This is a genomic window from Rhodoferax sp., from assembly GCF_028715765.1.
GTDB lineage: Bacteria > Pseudomonadota > Gammaproteobacteria > Burkholderiales > Burkholderiaceae_C > Rhodoferax.
Window position 1 is genome coordinate 1 of record NZ_JAQURE010000031.1, and the last position, 15708, is coordinate 15708.

Annotated in this window: 15 protein-coding genes; all 15 read right to left on the reverse strand. The window is 59.9% G+C overall.

Annotation, left to right across the window (positions count from 1 at the left end; translation table 11 throughout):
• Window positions 1–160: 160 nt before the first annotated feature.
• The 15 genes from cas2e to PHT20_RS11405 all read right to left on the reverse strand — a co-directional run bounded on the left by cas2e (window position 161) and on the right by PHT20_RS11405 (window position 15408).
• Window positions 161–472: a type I-E CRISPR-associated endoribonuclease Cas2e gene (gene cas2e / locus PHT20_RS11335; protein ID WP_301020585.1), complete on the reverse strand. Its 312-nt coding sequence runs from the start codon at window positions 470–472 to the stop codon at window positions 161–163.
• Complete coding sequence (cas1e, locus tag PHT20_RS11340) at window positions 444–1337, reverse strand: type I-E CRISPR-associated endonuclease Cas1e (protein WP_301020586.1); 894 nt, start codon at window positions 1335–1337, stop codon at window positions 444–446. Before cas1e ends, cas2e begins: the two co-directional genes overlap by 29 nt.
• Before the next feature lie 18 nt (window positions 1338–1355).
• Window positions 1356–2099, reverse strand: coding sequence for a type I-E CRISPR-associated protein Cas6/Cse3/CasE (gene cas6e / locus PHT20_RS11345; RefSeq protein WP_301020587.1), 744 nt, complete (start codon window positions 2097–2099; stop codon window positions 1356–1358).
• Window positions 2096–2809: a type I-E CRISPR-associated protein Cas5/CasD gene (gene cas5e / locus PHT20_RS11350; protein WP_301020588.1), complete on the reverse strand. Its 714-nt coding sequence runs from the start codon at window positions 2807–2809 to the stop codon at window positions 2096–2098. Before cas5e ends, cas6e begins: the two co-directional genes overlap by 4 nt.
• Window position 2810: 1 nt before the next feature.
• Window positions 2811–4007, reverse strand: a complete 1197-nt coding sequence (cas7e, locus tag PHT20_RS11355) for a type I-E CRISPR-associated protein Cas7/Cse4/CasC (RefSeq protein ID WP_301020589.1) — start codon at window positions 4005–4007, stop codon at window positions 2811–2813.
• Between the two features lie 24 nt (window positions 4008–4031).
• On the reverse strand, window positions 4032–4592 hold the full coding sequence (gene casB / locus PHT20_RS11360; protein ID WP_301020590.1) for a type I-E CRISPR-associated protein Cse2/CasB: 561 nt from the start codon (window positions 4590–4592) through the stop codon (window positions 4032–4034).
• A complete protein-coding gene (locus tag PHT20_RS11365; RefSeq protein ID WP_301020591.1) occupies window positions 4579–6237 on the reverse strand; it encodes a type I-E CRISPR-associated protein Cse1/CasA in 1659 nt (552 codons plus the stop codon). Before PHT20_RS11365 ends, casB begins: the two co-directional genes overlap by 14 nt.
• Window positions 6234–8972, reverse strand: coding sequence for a CRISPR-associated helicase Cas3' (gene cas3, locus PHT20_RS11370; protein WP_301020592.1), 2739 nt, complete (start codon window positions 8970–8972; stop codon window positions 6234–6236). The genes PHT20_RS11365 and cas3 overlap by 4 nt, the downstream gene beginning before the upstream one ends.
• Window positions 8973–9181: 209 nt before the next feature.
• A complete protein-coding gene (locus PHT20_RS11375) occupies window positions 9182–9472 on the reverse strand; it encodes a hypothetical protein (protein WP_301020593.1) in 291 nt (96 codons plus the stop codon).
• A gap of 92 nt (window positions 9473–9564) precedes the next feature.
• Complete coding sequence (locus tag PHT20_RS11380) at window positions 9565–10023, reverse strand: hypothetical protein (RefSeq protein ID WP_301020594.1); 459 nt, start codon at window positions 10021–10023, stop codon at window positions 9565–9567.
• A 70-nt stretch (window positions 10024–10093) separates the two neighbouring features.
• Window positions 10094–11074 carry a YafY family protein gene (locus PHT20_RS11385; protein WP_301020595.1) on the reverse strand — a complete coding sequence of 327 codons (981 nt, stop codon included), beginning with the start codon at window positions 11072–11074 and terminating at the stop codon, window positions 10094–10096.
• 108 nt (window positions 11075–11182) lie between these two features.
• Window positions 11183–11881 (reverse strand): DUF2894 domain-containing protein, encoded by a 699-nt coding sequence (locus PHT20_RS11390; protein ID WP_301020596.1) that lies wholly within the window; start codon window positions 11879–11881, stop codon window positions 11183–11185.
• Between the two features lie 5 nt (window positions 11882–11886).
• Window positions 11887–12519, reverse strand: coding sequence for an OmpA family protein (locus tag PHT20_RS11395; RefSeq protein WP_301020597.1), 633 nt, complete (start codon window positions 12517–12519; stop codon window positions 11887–11889).
• Window positions 12519–14435: a hypothetical protein gene (locus tag PHT20_RS11400; protein ID WP_301020598.1), complete on the reverse strand. Its 1917-nt coding sequence runs from the start codon at window positions 14433–14435 to the stop codon at window positions 12519–12521. Before PHT20_RS11400 ends, PHT20_RS11395 begins: the two co-directional genes overlap by 1 nt.
• A 154-nt stretch (window positions 14436–14589) precedes the next feature.
• A complete protein-coding gene (locus tag PHT20_RS11405; RefSeq protein ID WP_301020599.1) occupies window positions 14590–15408 on the reverse strand; it encodes a DUF3348 family protein in 819 nt (272 codons plus the stop codon).
• Window positions 15409–15708: the final 300 nt, after the last annotated feature.

The window sequence follows — 15708 nt, forward strand, 5'->3', positions numbered from 1 at the left end:
TCTGACTGGCTTCGTGGGTCTATCCCCGCTCGCGCGGGGGAACCTTCCAAGTTGGTGATAGCTGCTACCCGGACGCGGGTCTATCCCCGCTCGCGCGGGGGAACCTCTCACACCTAACTTGTTGAGGCGCAAGAGAAAACAACCAAACTCATTCAAAATTTTAAAGAACGTTTGCGGACTTGCTGCGCCGGGTCAACCACATTCCGTCCATCTCAATCAATTCACGGGGCGGGGTTCCAAGATGGGCCAGGCCGATGCCACCCACCTCATTCAAATCACGCCAGACCATCACCAAGCTGCCTCTTGGTTCTTGGGCATGCCAATCGGAGACAACATCCCACGTGCGTTCACGCACGCCCTTGTTCATCCGCGGTGCGACGAACACATTGGGTGCAACCTCCAACATGACCGAAGCAAGAAAACCGTGGAACCGGTCTGCCACATCACGTGTCACTATCATCACCAGCGCCATCGACCTCCTCCATGCGTAAGACTTGCTTGATTTTGTCGATCATCAACGGGATAACTTGCTGCTTGCGAAACACCTGGGCGGCTTCACGTCGCACTAGGCGGTCTACCGTATCTTCTGCGCCTTTGCTCACCTGCTTGGCGGCGGCAAAAGCGATTTGCAGCGTGACCGCTTCACGAAACAAGTCGGCGATGTCCAGTACAAACGACTGCCCTGAGTCCTCATGAATAAAGCCCAGCGGCGGCAGCGCCGCCAACGACTGCACCGCAATCGCAGCAGCAGCCTGAACCGCCGTGGCAGCATGGTTCAGTGCCTGGTTCGGAATGTCAGCGGCCATCGGGTTGGCCCGGTCGTAGTGGCGGCCATTCCATTCGATGCCGTGCTTGTCGGCCATCAACTTGTACATGACCTTGACACGGGAGCCTTCAATGCCGCGCAATGTATCCAACTCACGGTGCGGCAGTATCTCGCCCAGGCGCAGCGCGTACATATGCCGCGCCACGCTGATGCGCCGACGCGGGTTGCCCCACAACTCGGCTTGTCGTCTGGCTACATCGGAACGATCAGGCATCAAAGGCGGCGCGGTGTAAGAGCGCACGCCATCCACACCCACTGCAGCCATCAGCGTGCCGTGGCGAGCCAGCAGGCGCAAGGCATCGTGCGTTACGCTGCTGCCTGGCCCCAGCAAAATCATGGATACCGACTGATGCGGAATTTGATCCACTTGCGGAGTCAATGAATTGGCCCCCCGCATGAAATGCAAACAACCGTCAATGACGCACAACTCGCCCCGCTCCAGCCAGAGTAGCCCATGGCGGTCTGCGTGCGGGAAGCGGGCGGTTTCTAGCCCGAGGCGGCCCTTCAGCATGTAGACATTTCGTCCATGTCAACCACGCGCAGGGCGCAACATCAGAAAACCAAATCCAAACGCTCGATGTCGCCCAAGCCCGTTGGCAAGAAGTTGTGGAAAGGCTTGTGAGTTGGTCACGCGCAGTTGCCCGGCCAGCACCGCATCAGGCCCACTGACCAGGCGGCTGTGGCGCACATCATCCGCGCTGCCTTTCTGGCTCTTGCGCGTTACCCCCAACTGCTGGTAGCGGGTCATCTTGGCGTCCACCAGTTCTGCACCACCTTGGCGCACCAGCACATCGCGCAGCCACTGCACATACACCTCGCCACGATCCAGCACACTGCCCTGTGCCTTTTCAGCCGCAGCGAGGAAGGCATCGCGCTCGCGGCCAGTTTTGCCTTCGCGGATGATGGGGCGCACGCGCACTTCAAACCCTAGCGTGTGGCCAACAGCCCAGTGCGTGGGAAAGACGCGCACATTCATACCGCCATGCTGGCGAGTCTGGCCAAGCCCCAACGCAGCGGCCACGTCAGGTTCAGCCAGGGCAACGAGTTGCGCCAATCCAGTTGCATCCAAGCGGGTGTAGGCCAACAGGCCTTGCTCGGCATCGAGGTAGCGAAACGGTTGTGGCGCTTGTTCACCAAAAGCCGCATGCAGCAGCGCATGGAGGGCATAACCCAGATCGCCTTCTTTGTCTAACAGGCGGTGGCGTGCTGCCCATGCTGCCAGTCGCTGTGGGTCTGGCTGGGTGTGCATCAAATAGAGGCTCTCTGAACTCATGACATGTTTCCTGTGGTTTGGATGAGGCCTTCTCGCACCGGTCGCCAGCCGCCATGCACACCGCTGGTCCAGTTGCGTTCGTCGCACACATCGACCAAACGGTCACCCTGCAATTGGCCTTCGCCATCCGGCCATTGGGCTCGCAGACCACGTTCGCTGTTGACCCGTGGGACAAGCTGCAGGGCTTGCAAGACCGAATCAGCCTCCACCCAACCAGCCACCAAGCGGCCAACGGGCAGACAGGGTTTGCGACCGATGAACAGAGGGCGCTGTGGACGATCCAGCGCCTGCGCCACTTCGTCCAACGTGGGGGACTCGTCGGCGGGCTCCAGTCGCAAAGCAAGCAGGGCTGTGAGGTCGGTGTAATAGTCGCGGTAACGCAAATGAGGACTGTCATAAGACGCGGCACCACCTCTTCGCTCTTCTATCGTGCCCCACGTTGTCCAGGCCTTGTCATTGGCACCCAACTGCGCGGTTTGAAAGTCCGTTAACCGAGTGCCTTGTGTCTCCAATCGAGCACCCATGCGCAGCCGCGTTTGCAGACGGTTGTGCAAGCCGTCGTCACCCCGATCCCAGCCCAAGGCGTTGGCAATCAAGCCCGTGACCATGGAGAGCGCCGGAAAGTCTCGGATGACCCCAAAGTTGTCAATGGTTTCACCCCCAAACGCGATGAGCGGGGACGATAACCTGATCAGCAAATGGCGCGGCATGTCAGGCCACCTGTGCTGGCGCTGCGCCTTGGGTGATGTAGGCCTGCACCCACGTAGCCAAATCGTTCAGGGACAGGCGCTGCGCATTGGGCACGCTCACCTTGTCCAGTGCGAGGAAGCGCCTGTCCAGCGTGGCACCGTAAGCATCGTCAAGTTTGCCTACTTCGTCCGCCAGCATCTGCACGGCAGTTTCGCGAAGAGCGGTGTGGTCGGTCGGCAAGGCGTTTTGGAAGGCACCCGCCAGGCTACGCGGCTGCCAGTCGCCCACTTCCACCAGCAAGAATTTAGCCCAGTCAAACGGCGCAGTCGATCCGCGCTTGGCACCAGGGCTGACCGTGGCAATCAGGTGCAGCAGGTGCTGCACCACGCGGCCTGCCAGCTCTCGCTTTTCGGCGGGCAATGTGGCCCAATCTTTAGCTGCCTCACCTTCCAGGTTGGCAATCAGTTGCGGCACATCCACCACCACGTAGCCGTAGTACAGGCCGGAGGCCAGTTCGGTGTCGAAGATACCGGCAGAACCCAGTTCACCGGCTTCGCGCAGCAGGTCGTCCACCACGGTGAAGTAATCGTTTTCCACTTGCGCTTCGTGTACGGTAAAGGCGTGTGCCACGTACACAGCTGCATCGCGGCTCGCCAGCACGTCGGACGTGACCATGCGCCCAAACAAGGCGGCTTCCAGCCCGCTGCCGTGTTTCAATGCTTCGATGTTTTTCTTCTCGTCTTTCAGAAACTTGGCAATGGCAGTCTTGAGTGCCTTGGCTTCGGTGTTTTCCTGCGCAAGTTCAGCACAGCGTTTGACAAGGTAATCAATCTCGGCGCTGCCCATCAACACCGCCTGCCCTGTTTCCAAAGCCTCTTTGCCCTTGGACTCTTTTCCACCTTTGTCCAACAAGCCTGCATCGCGCAACCCCTCGCCTGCCGACTGTGCCAGTTCTTCAGACAGGCCCGCCTCGATCAATTTTTTACGAATCAAATCCAGCGTCTGCCGGGAACGCACGGCCATGGGCACACCCAGGCTTGCCAGCGAAAAATGATCCTCGGCCACCCGCCAGTGTCGCTTCAAGCACTGTGACGAAATGCGCGTGCGAATGGCATCGCCATAGGGCAGGCGCTTGGCCAGACCGGCATCGTCGCGATTTAGCAATGCGCCGGGGTAGTTGTGCAGGGTGTGGATTTGGATAAAACGGGGCAGATTCATGAAAACTCCTTGGATGATGGTTTGTTATGACTTGGATTCGGCGCGGGCCAGCGTTGAAAAATAGGGGCCTGCAATTTGGAGACGTATTTCCTCAGCATCGGCTTGGCTACTGCGCAGGCTGCTACTTTCTTTGAGCACCAGTTCGCCCAGTTCACGCCAGTTGGGTGCCACGCCTTTGCTGGCCAACAGGCGCAGCACGCGCGGCAAAAGCTGCGTAAAGGCATCACCCCGTGAGGTGAGTAATTTGGTGACACGCGATTCAGACACGCCAGCGTGCGCCAACTGTCTTCCCAGCTTCTGTTTGCCGTCATGTCCAGCTAACGCCATGCCGTGTGCAATCAAAGCCCAACGCGGCCAGGTGTCCGCGTGCCATTGCTCAGGGGCCAGACCTGCCGCAGTCAAAGCTCTTGCTAACGCGGCCAACTGGTGCGGTTGCAGGGCTTCCGGCTTGAGCCGGGCCAGTGCCGCGCGGTCGCCGGTGCTGGTACGCTGGATGTAGGCGGCCAACGCCCCAAAAGGTTCGCGGTAGGCAGCGGTTTCCTCTGGTGGATCGTTTTGTTCTGACGTGGGGTCAAGCGTTGTCACGGGTTTCCTCCTGGCGTTTGATGGTTTGTTGACGGTAGTAATTGACGAGGTCGGGTATCGGGAATTTGTCACTGCGAAGCCCGCCATGAAAGCGTGACAAGGCCGCAGACTGGGCGCGGTACTTTTGGATGCCACTGCGCGGCCCCGCATTGAAGGCCGCCTTCAGGATGGCTTCAGCCCGCTCAACCACGCCCAGCAACCATTGCAGGCGTTGTTCGGCGGGGTCTGTGGCTTCTATTTCTTCATTGAGGTCGTCAAAAAAGCGTGTGTCTTCGACAAGCTCAAAGGGGGCAGAAAATTTACTGGCCTTGGCCTCATCCCCCACACTGTTGTCACGTGAATTTCCGTTTGCAAACAAAATCACCAATGAAAGCCAAAGGAGTTTGCGTACCTCGCTAATAGCAGCGATGCGCTGCCCAGCTATGCGCCCAAGTTGCGCTTTTTGGTTTGTAATCAGGAGGGAGCGAACTTTGGGTGAGATAGGCAAACGCCGCTCGTGATAGCCTTGCGTGACACTTTTGTTTCCAGTAGGACCGCCACGCGAAACACCGCACAAGACGGCGCTAGACAATTGCCCCGGCGTTGCTCCATTCAATTTCAACGCTGATGTTGGTGAATAAAAGCAGGCACGTTCTCCACTGCCGTACTCGATGCCAAACAAAAGACTTGACGACAATTTGTAGTCAAACCCTCTTGCCCGAATCTTCAAAGCCGCACCGAATGGCTTTGCCAATTCATTAACTGAGGTCCAAATATCACCGGTTACGCCTTGTCGATCCCCGCTACTGATGCGCGACGCTTTCGATGACGATGTACTGGCAAAAATATTCTGTGTCCTCGGTCGTATTGCTAGGCGAACTTGACGACAAATTTCAATATACAAGGGGTCAAGCTGCTGCATCGAAATTTGCGCACCAAGTGATCCGTCCCACGGAATCGTCCATACCAGCGAGATACCGCCCGCATGTTTATAAGAATAGTTTTCCGCAATGCGATCTCGCTCATTGAGCATGACGGCAACGTCGCACTGCCATCTTCTTCCGACATTTCCTGATGGAACAGCGCCAACGGCTGTTCGAGATCCAAAACTTCCGGCCATTCTTGTAATACCGAAGTTGTCACGCCCACCGAATCCCTCTTGCGTTTGTAGACTCACTAAAGAAAACAACCAATCGTCTGCCGACCCTCTGCGCATTCGCTCTTGTTTTAAATCGTGATTCTTTGAAGTTATCAGCATGTCAAGCGAATCTGCCGCGTTGCTAATGTCCCAGTCTTTAACCAGCCCCACAGAAACGGCCGCCTGCAACAACGCAGGCCGATCAGGTGGCGACACCAAACACCACGCAGCCCCATCGGGGTCATCAGGCGTGAGCGCCAGCAATGCATCACGCCACTCCTGAGCAGTTTCAAAACCCGCTGTTCTTTCTGCCTTATGCAGAGCTATGGCGGCCAACTGCACCAGGAAGGCGTGCCAGGGGTGGCGTTGGTGTGGACGCAATGCGGGGTAATCGCGCACTTCATCCGCGGCGAGCGCCACGAACAACTCGGGCAAGCTGGCTTTTACGGTTTCGCCATCACTCGCACGGCGGTAACGAATGATGGGCTCGGTGAGCAATGAAAACTGCAGTTCCGGGGCAATCGTCATACGGTTTCTCCCTGTGTGGGTTGGTTTTGGTCGTCGGTTTTCAGGCGCTCCAGCCCGAAGCGGCTATAGCGATAGCTTGTATCACCAAACATGAATTCAAAGCCGAAGTGGTCTGGGAATATGGCGACACCAGTAGGTCCCGCATCAAGGCTTACGCCTTCAGCTTCATACGCACGCAGGGCTAATTGCTTCACCTCCTGCTGAAATGGGCCGGGCAGGGGTGGATCGAAGGTCACTAACCTATCAGCCGCACCGATGCGAGTTGAGATTTTTTGATCACCGTCGGGGAAAAATGCGTCAGAAAAAGCATCGTCAAATTGCAACATTTGGAGATGACCTATTGCTCTAAGCGCACTTATTTCACCTTCAATCGTTTGACCATGTTTTTGCCACGTAGCCCCCAACTCTTGCTCAATTGCTTTCAGAGCTTCTGTGTGTGTAGCGAGCTCAACCAAGGCACGGTTGTCAGCGGGTATCTCGCGGCTGAATTGGGCCTGAATCAAGCGCTTGGTGACCTCGATCATGCGTAAGTCGGGGTACACACCGCCACCGTCGTGGAATCGGCCCAAGCCATGGCGAGCACGCTTGAACATGGGTGTGAGGTCATTGCCAGCAGGTGTGAGCACCCAAGCACGCGGCTGACGGTAGCCCTCCGACCGCTCTGCCTCAGGTCGGGCATGTCGGTGCAAACGACCCAGGCGCTGGAGCAACACGTCCATGGGGCACAGGTCGGTGATGAGCAAGTCGGCATCAATGTCCAGGCTTTGCTCCAGTGTTTGGGTGCCGATGATGACGCGACCCTGCGAATCTTTCCGCGTTTTGCCCAGTTGCGCTTCCACCGCCTTGTCTAGCAATGGGCGGTCTTGGCGGCTGTAGCGGCTGTGGTGGACGGTGCTGATGCCATTGACTTTGAACAGCCAGTCACCACCTTGGGCCAGAGTCAATTGCTCCAGTGCTTTGAGTGTGGCAACAGCGGCAGGAACGGTGTTGCGCACCACCAGCACGCGTGCGCCTTGTGCTGCAGCCTGGGCTGCGAGCGTGGCAATGCGCACGGGGTCATCCATGGCATCGAGCGTCTCCCAGTACACGGTTTTGTGTTGCGGGTTACCCGCCACGGGTTGCAGGTGCATACCCGATGCATTGCGAAAGCTGACCGCTGGGTAGGGCGCTGCGCAGGCATCGGCTAGCGAGGGCAGTGCCTGCTTCATTGATTGCCCAATGCTGAGGTAGCGTGTACGCGCTGATGAGCCCAAAGTGGCAGAAAGCAGCATGGCTTGGCCGCCTGTTTTGAGGTGTGCCTGAAGCAATTTCTCCAGCAGCACCGTCATGTACGCATCTGACGCATGCACCTCATCCACCACCAGCAGGCTGCGGGCCAGCAAAGCGTGGCGCATGTGGGCATGGCGCACCTTGAGTGCGCCGAGTAAGGCTTGGTCTATCGTCCCCACCGCAATGGTGGCTGCCAGAAAACGCTTGGGCGACTCCGCCACCCAGCGCTGATGCGCTTTCTCATCGGCGGGATGATCGGGCCACTGAACTTTGAAATCTGGCAGGCTGATTTTTTCTTGGTCATCTGCCGCTTCGTAGCCAGGCAAAGCTCTCACCACCACCGGTGCATCTGTAGGCCATAAGCGACTCACCAAGGCCAGCACACGCTGGTAGAGCTGTGTTGCCGCAACGCGGGTGGGTAGTGCAAAGTACAGGCTATCGATCTTGCCCGCTTCAAACAATTGAACAAAGCGCCACAGCGCGGCTTCGGTCTTGCCGCTGCCGGTTTCCGCCTCCAGCACCACGATGTTGCCCAACGACAAATCAGCAGCAGCCAATTGCATGGGGCGTGCTTCCGGCACGTCAAAAGCATCACTGAAAGTGGGTCGCTCGCCGCACAATTCATCACGCCAATTGTTCACGTCCAGACCAATGGCATGCACTGCGTATTGCGCTCCCACAGCAGCAGTGTGAGTTCGATCCTCGCCGGGGACGGTGTAGGGGAAGAAGCCTTCACGGGTGTCAGACCCCAACCAGTCGGCCAACTGAACCAACCCGGCAAAGAGATGCACGAAGGCAGGCTGGTCAGGCAAGGGTTGATGGCACTCCGAGAAGGCCAGCGGATAACTTTGTTTCACCCGCTCGCCCATGCTTGCCAAAGTCGTAGCGGGGTCGTACAGCACCGCTCCGGTTTTATCCAACACGGGCTTCCATATGCTTTCTGTTTGCTTATCAGGACTTTCACCAAGAGGTCGCCCGTGATGGCTGATGCTGGCCTGAAGCAACTCGCTAACGGCGACTTCACCCCAAGCCACGATTTCCGCAATGGGCAAGCCGACTGCATAGTGCTCGGCATTTAGCACACGCCCCGAAATCAGTTCCCAGCCTTCGGGGCCGTGCCCCAACGGCGTAGTGGGCCAGCTACCCGGTGGCCTATCAGGTAACCGCCAGCGTTGTGACTGGAAACCGGCATTGGCTTTACCCACATCGTGCAGAAAGACCAGCACAGCCAGCCGCTGCAAATCTGCCGCATCAAGGGCACGCCCTGCCGTTTTCTCCATAGAACGCCGAATGGCAGTGCATTCAGCAAGGGCCAGGAAACAAGCGGCCACGTCGGTCATGTGATCCAGCAAGGGATGCTCACTGGACACCTGCCCCGCCTTGTCCCGAGAGAGTTTCCCCCATGCGGGAAACCGTTGATGCCCCGTCCCGACCTGTCCACCCGAATGAGCTAATGCGTCTGACACGATGAAATCCCCCTCCTGAATTTTGTTGATTTGTGTGTAGCTTATCCACCCATAGGTCCACCACGTGACCCTCTGCCAACCTCCTCAAAAATATATTTCAGTCAGCCTTCCCACATGGTCCACCACCGCCCGGTGGGGCAGACCATGGTGCTGATAGTTGTTGGAGATACTATTGAATAAGTAGCGTGTTGCGCATGTTTAATCAGGGGCTAAAGGCTGTTTGATAAATCAACCGGGGCCATCAAAAAAGCCTGCGGTGTGACTGGGGTACTGACATCTGGCCAGGGGTGAAGCTGGTCTTCATACGCTTTGATGCGCCGCGCCACCAAGTCAACCAAGGAAAAAATGGGATGACTATCTTGTGCGCCAAAACGCTCGAAGCACTCTTCCACAAAATCGAGAAGTTCGGTGTAGTGCTCTTCGTCTCGTACAGGGGAAGACAAACCCAGCGCAGTATCCACCGCCGCCCATGAGGCCAAAACGCTATCGATCATGATCATTACCAATCTCCTTTGTCGTATTCCTGGGTGTTGAACAGTTGCTCGATCATCAGTGGCGCGAGCTGTGTCGCCAATGCTGCAGCTTCACGCCGTTACGCCTTGCGCGATGCCTTGACAGTCTTCACCGCCTTGACCGCAACGGGCGGCAGGTAGTTGGCCCTGGTCACCTCTGGCGTGCTGGACTGGCTCTCGAGCTGCTGGCGGGCCTGGGCGGCGATGTGGCCACCACTTTGGGCTGCAGTCTTGTTTTCTGCCATGCCAGATGCAACCACGCTTTCAGCGATTTGCCGAGTAGACAGTTCTGCCAGCGCAGCAAAAATCAACTCCTGCTCAGTCATCGGGTCGGTAGGTTTGTTACCCGGTTCCTGCCCAGTCATGCGTTGCGTGATCCACTCTTCACTGTGGCCTTGTTGCTGCCAGGCCTGACGGGCACGATCCAGCAATCGTGCTGGGTCAGCCGTTTCCTGCAAGTATTCAGCGCCCATCTGTGCCAACCAGAGCTTGTGGGCCTCGGCATCAGGATTGTCAAATTCAGGGGTAAGGGTTTTCATGGTTTGAAGTCTTTCACTCGATTGAGCTTACCCACCCACAGGTTCACCAGATGAACCTCTGCCCACCCCCTCAAAAATATTTCTCCCCCATCTTCTTCACCTCGTCGGCGACCACCCGGCGCAGCGACGGCGGCCCCAGCACTTCGCAATGCGTGCCGTGTTTCAGGATGTCCATGATCAGCTCGCGGTGGTCGGTGTAGGGCAGGCGCAGCAGGTAGCTGCCGTCGCTTTCAACCTTGCCGCTTTGCTCGGCGTGCCACTGTTCTTGCGCCACCCAGCGGGCACGCTCGGCGGAAAAACGCAGGCGGGCCAAGCGCACTGCGCCGCCTGAAAAGATGCCGTAGCCGGAGCCAAAGGTGGTGCTGAGTTGGGCGGCGCTGACTTCGCGCGCAGGTTCGTTCAGCGGCTCCAGCCGGGTGATGGCATCCAGCGCAAAGTTGCGCAGGCTTTGGCGCTGGTGACACCAGGCATCCAGATACCAGTTGTCGCGGTAGTGCACCAGGCGCTGGGGCGAGATGTCGCGCTCGGTGGTGTGGCCGTTGCCGCGTGCGGTGTAGGCGATGTGCAGGCGCTTGCGCTGTGCCAGGGCGGTGGCGACTTGCTCAAAGTGGCGCGGCATCACGCTGCGTTGCGCCAGGCGGATGATGCGCACGCGCTGGCGCAGCTCGGTGGCCTCCGGGTTGCCTTCCGGCCCCAGCAGGGCATTCAGGCGCTCCATCAGCGGGGCGATGTGCGTGGTGAGCACACCGCCGGCATCCAGCCCGGCCAGCAGTTGCTGCATGGTCAGCAGAGCGTGGATTTCGGTGGGAGAGAACCACAGGCCCGGCAGTTCGTGTGGGTGGTGGTCGGCCGAGTCAGAGGGTCCGCGCCGGTAGCCGCCCAACTCGCGGCTGTAGATGATGGGGTTGTGCAGGCGTTCGCACAGGTAGTTCAAATCGCGCTTGAGGGTGGAGCGTGACACGCCCAAGGCGGCCAGCAGGTTGGCAAAGCTGACGACCTTATTGGCGTGCAGCAACTCGTTGATTTTGTAGAGCCGTTCTGTGCGGTTCATATCTCCTCCCTTTGGACATGATCAGCATGGTAACCTGCTCAAAAAAATATATGCCAAATCACCCTCTAGTGCTTATAAATAAAGCACAAGCAGCTATTTAAAATATAGCTACTTTTTTCCCCTGCGCGGCTTAGCCGCTTTGGCTGGTCTGACCTGATCCAGGTACAGCAAGGTGTCGACGTAGGCCGTGAAGCGGCTCAAATAGGCGGGCGACAGGGCTTGCATCTGCGCCATGGACTGCAGCACCACATGCTGCGAATTGGCCGGCCCGGCGTTGGTTGGGGCTTGGGTTTGCGCCTGCGCCAGCCGCCTTTTCACGCTGAGTTGCGCCCAAGTGCTCTTGAACTGCCCCATGGCCTTGAGCTCCAGGGGCGCGGTTGCGCCCGCCGTGCTGCTGCCCTGGTCATGTGCAGCCTCGCCCGCTGCTGCGTACCGGGGCGGCGCAGGCACCTGGCTCAAGCTGCGGGTCAGCGCTTGCAGGCTGGCCAGCGTGCTCAACCCGGTCAAGCTGGGGGTGTGCAAGGATGACGGCAAGGGCGCTGTCGGTGCTGCTGACGCTGCGCCCACTTGCGCCAGCCGTGCCTCCAACGCAGCCAGCACCTGCCCCAGTTTGGCTTGCAGCAAGCGCTGCACCTGGCCGTGCTGGGTGTCGGCGCGGCGGCTTAACAGCTCTGCATAGTGCCAAGCCACCGGGTCAAGCTGTGCCGCACCGGCCAGGCGCAGCGCGTGCAACTGGGCGCTGGGCAGCGTGGGGGGTGTAGCCACGCCAGGGCTGTGGTCTGCAATGTGCGGGGGGTAAGCAGCCATTCAAGTCAAGGGGCGCGGGTGCCGCTGTTTTGCGGCACTGGCGCCAGTTCGACGCGGCGGTTTTGGGCGCGTGCGGCGTCACTCACATTGGGCGTGGCCGGCTGCTCGGCGCCAAAGGCGGCGGCAAACACCATGCTGGCGGGCATGCCAGCGTCGATCAAACTGCGGGTAACGGTCAGCGCGCGTTGGGCCGACAGCTCCCAGTTGTCGGCAAAGCGGTGGTTGCTGTTGCGAATGGAGCGGTCGTCGGTGAAGCCGCTCACCATCAGCAGCTCGCGGCGCGAAGCCAGGTAGGTGCGCAGGGGTGGCACCAGGCTGGTCAGCAGCTGCGCGCCTTCGGGTTGGAGCTGGTCAGAGTTCAGCGCAAACAGCACCCGCCCGCTGATGCCAATGCGGCCGTTGTTGAGCGTGATGCGCCCGCTGGCCAGCGGCACGGCCAGCGCTTTTTCCAGGGTGATGCGGCGCTGTTCTTCCACCTGGCGTTTTTTTATCTCGTCTTGCAAATGGGTTTGCAGCTCCAGTTGCACGCCCAGCACGCCCACCAAAATCAGCACAAATGCGCCCAGCAGCCCAGCCATCAGGTCACCAAAAACCGCCCACACCGGGGCGTTTTGCGCCATGTCGTCTACGTTGTGCATCAAGCTGCCTCCAAGGGGGTGGCCGCAGCCAGGGCAGGTGCTGTGGCTGTGGCTGACGTTGGGTTCAGGTGCGCCAGGATGTCTTTTTGTGCCATCAAACTCAGGTCAATGATCTCGCGCGCTTGCGCCACGTAGTAGGCCATTTGCTCGTCGCTGCGGTGTTGCGACTGGCTCAACGCCGCTTCGGTGCGCTGCAGCTGCGCCAGCAGTTTGTCATTGGCGGCGCTGAAGGTTTGGGTGGCAAAGCCAAAAGTTTCGCCTAGGCTGGCCACCTCGATGGCGCTGCAGGCCACTTGCGCTGCGGCATCGCCCAGCTGGGCAGACTGGTGCTGCGCCTGCGCGGCAAACTGCTGGCCGGTTTGACTGAGCGCCTGCGTGGCGCTGGCCACCAGCGTGTCGATCACCTCGCGCTGCTCTTTTGAAGCATGGTTGATGGCCGCCAGCAGGCTGTGCAGCGTGGCCATGATCTGGCTGCGCTCTTCAAGCAAGGTGTTGTCTTGCGCCAGGCTGTGGGACATGTGCTCGCGCAGCTGCGCGATCACCTCTGCCGCTGCGCGCGGTGCAGCGGCAGAGGTATCCATCAGCCGGGTCAGCTCGGCCAGCGTGGCGTGCTGGCTGGCTTGCAGGTGCTCGGTCAGGGTGTGGGCGGTGTCTGTGAGCTGGCTGCTGATGGCCAGCTGCTGTGCTTGCTGCTGGGCGCCGGTGTCTTGCCACTGGCTTTGTAGCTGGGCAGACAAGGCCTGCAGCGACGCGGCCCAGGCTTGCTGTTGCTGCAGCTCAAGGGTTTGGCGCTGCGCTGCGGCCTGTGCAAGCGCTTGGGCGGCCTGCGTCAGCAGCGCTTGGCTGTGTTGGGCAAAGTCTTGCGCCAGCGTGGCGTTGCTGCTTTGCTGCTGGGCCAGTGCCATTTGCCAGGTCTGGCTGATGTGGCTGGTGGCGGTGTTTAACTGCTCGGCCACGCCGCTCAACTGCTGCTCTGTGGCCGCTTGCAACTGCTGGTGGTGCTGGCTGGCTTGTTGCGCCAGCGCTTGCAGGGCAGTGTGCAGCAGTGGCTGCAGGCTGTCGCTGGCCGCCTGGGCGCTTTGGTTCACGGCGTGGCGCAGCGAGTGGTCGACCGACGTGGCCAGCGTGGTGTAGCTGTGCGCCACCTCGGTGTGAAAGCTGTCTTGCTGCGCCAGCAGGCGCTGGTGCAGCTGCTCGTTCATCTGCGTCATGTGGCTCATCAGCTGCTGCAACTGGGTCACCACTTGGGGCAAGGTGTGCGCTTGCTGCTGCAGCGCCTGGTCGGTTTGCTGGCGCTGGTGGGCTTGTGTGAAGGGGTGCAGATCGGTGGCAATTTTGTCGTCCAGCAGCTGCGCGGTGTGTTGGCGTGCACGCCGCACCAGCACCGACATCAGCCCCAGCATGGCTGATGAGGCCACCCCCGCCACCGAGGTGCCAAAAGCCAGCCCCAGCCCCTTGATGGGCGCGGCCAGCGCAGCGCGAATGGTGGGCAAATCGGCCTCGCCTTGCAGCGAAAACGCTGCGCCATTGAGCGTGACAACCATGCCCAAAAACGTGCCCAGCATGCCCAGCATCACCAGCAGGCTCACCAAATACGGCGTCAGCGCCGGGCCCGGCAAGCCCACGCGCTCGCCTTGCACACGCAAGCGCACAGCGTTTTGCACACTGGGTGGCAGGCCAGCCAGCCAGGGCGCCAGCGCCGCCGGGGTGGAGCCGGCCAGACTGACCAGCGCCGCGTGCAGCGACTGGGTGGCTTGCTGGTAGCGGTAAAGCTCTAGCGCGCCCACACCGTAGACGGCGGCAATCAGCAGCGTCATCAGCAAGGCCACCAGGCTGGTGCCGACAAAGCCGCTGGCCACCCAGGCCACGGCAGCAAAACCCAGCGCAAACGCGCCGGTGAAAAAGTGTTTGTTCAACCTAGATTCCTTAGTTGGTCGGGTGCGAAGCGATGTCGCCCAAATGGTGAAGTCGATCAACGCTGAAAAAGTTAATGTTCATAAGCACTTATTGGTACATGTAAGCGGTCAACTGAGGCATCTAGGTTCATGTGTGTCAGTGGTGTCAGTGGTGTCAGTGGTGTCCGTCGGGCCAAGCGTCAAGCAGCCCCAGCGTGGGTTGCAGGCGCAGGTCAAGCTCGGCCAGTAAAAAGGTTTGCAGCTCTTGGCCAAAGGCCAGTTGCCAATCAGAGTGCGCACCCGGCGCGGCTTCAGCAGCAGCCTGCTGCGCCGCCTGAAAGCGCTTTTCCAGCAGGCTGGGCAGCTGCGCCAGCAAGCGGGTTTCGCGCTCGGTCAAGATCGCCTCAAAGGCCTGATCCAGCCGCGCCAAGGGCTTGAGCTCGGCGCAGGCACTTGCCAGCGCCACGCGCACATTCGCGCGCAGTGGCAGCAGCTGGTCTTGCATGGCGCGCTGCTGGGTTTGGTAGAGCTTGAGGTAAGGCGCAAAAGAGGGTTCGTTTTCGCTCGGCGGTGTTGTCTGACCGGGGTCTTGCGCCGCAGCGTCACCTTGAAACTTGACCGGCTCAGGTTTGGCCTGCGGCACGTTTGCCACAGCCAGCGTGATGGCGGCAGTTAACCGGGCTTGCACACGCGCCACTTGCTGCTGCAAGGCTTGACGCGCAGAGGTGCTCTCGGCGCTCTCGTCGGGTCGGTGCGGGCGGTGGTGGGCGTGCGGCAGTGGGCGGCTGTTGTGCAGCGCACGCAGCGTGAAGGCGCTGGCCACGTCCACCCACTGCCCCAGGTGCTCGGCAAAAGCGGCTTGCGGCTGGGGCGCTGGCATGGCCGGCCCAGCTGCCAGCAGCTGCAGCAGGCGGGTGCTGTGAAAGTGGGCGTGCGTGGCGGGCTGCAGAGGTGGCGCAGCAGCAGCAAGAGGGCGCGGGCGGGCTCGCGTCATGGCGAAAGAGGTTCCAAATCGAAAAGGCGGTGAAAGACAGTGGCAAAGGCGAAGGGGAAAGGCGCCCGAAGGCGGGCACGGTGGTGAGGTGGCAAGTCAAGCCAGTAAGGCTTGGTGATGATTTTACCGACCCAGCCTTGAGACGCATGCAGTAGCCGCCTGCACGGGTGAGATTCAAACTGATGTGAATTTATTCCCTCTCCCTTTGGGAGAGGGAGTGAAATGCCCAGCACATCAGCTTGAATCGCATCCGCCTGCGTCAATCCGGTTTACATGCCAAACAGGGCTCTAGCGCCCGTC

Coding starts and splice junctions, on each gene's coding strand:
- PHT20_RS11380 (WP_301020594.1), bottom strand. CDS start 10,023: ATGAAAACCCTTACCCCTGAATTTGACAATCCTGATGCCGAGGCCCAC.
- PHT20_RS11405 (WP_301020599.1), bottom strand. CDS start 15,408: ATGACGCGAGCCCGCCCGCGCCCTCTTGCTGCTGCTGCGCCACCTCTG.
- PHT20_RS11395 (WP_301020597.1), bottom strand. CDS start 12,519: ATGCACAACGTAGACGACATGGCGCAAAACGCCCCGGTGTGGGCGGTT.
- PHT20_RS11390 (WP_301020596.1), bottom strand. CDS start 11,881: ATGGCTGCTTACCCCCCGCACATTGCAGACCACAGCCCTGGCGTGGCT.
- PHT20_RS11375 (WP_301020593.1), bottom strand. CDS start 9,472: ATGATCATGATCGATAGCGTTTTGGCCTCATGGGCGGCGGTGGATACT.
- PHT20_RS11365 (WP_301020591.1), bottom strand. CDS start 6,237: ATGACGATTGCCCCGGAACTGCAGTTTTCATTGCTCACCGAGCCCATC.
- cas7e (WP_301020589.1), bottom strand. CDS start 4,007: ATGAATCTGCCCCGTTTTATCCAAATCCACACCCTGCACAACTACCCC.
- cas6e (WP_301020587.1), bottom strand. CDS start 2,099: ATGAGTTCAGAGAGCCTCTATTTGATGCACACCCAGCCAGACCCACAG.
- cas5e (WP_301020588.1), bottom strand. CDS start 2,809: ATGCCGCGCCATTTGCTGATCAGGTTATCGTCCCCGCTCATCGCGTTT.
- PHT20_RS11385 (WP_301020595.1), bottom strand. CDS start 11,074: ATGAACCGCACAGAACGGCTCTACAAAATCAACGAGTTGCTGCACGCC.
- cas1e (WP_301020586.1), bottom strand. CDS start 1,337: ATGCTGAAGGGCCGCCTCGGGCTAGAAACCGCCCGCTTCCCGCACGCA.
- cas2e (WP_301020585.1), bottom strand. CDS start 472: ATGGCGCTGGTGATGATAGTGACACGTGATGTGGCAGACCGGTTCCAC.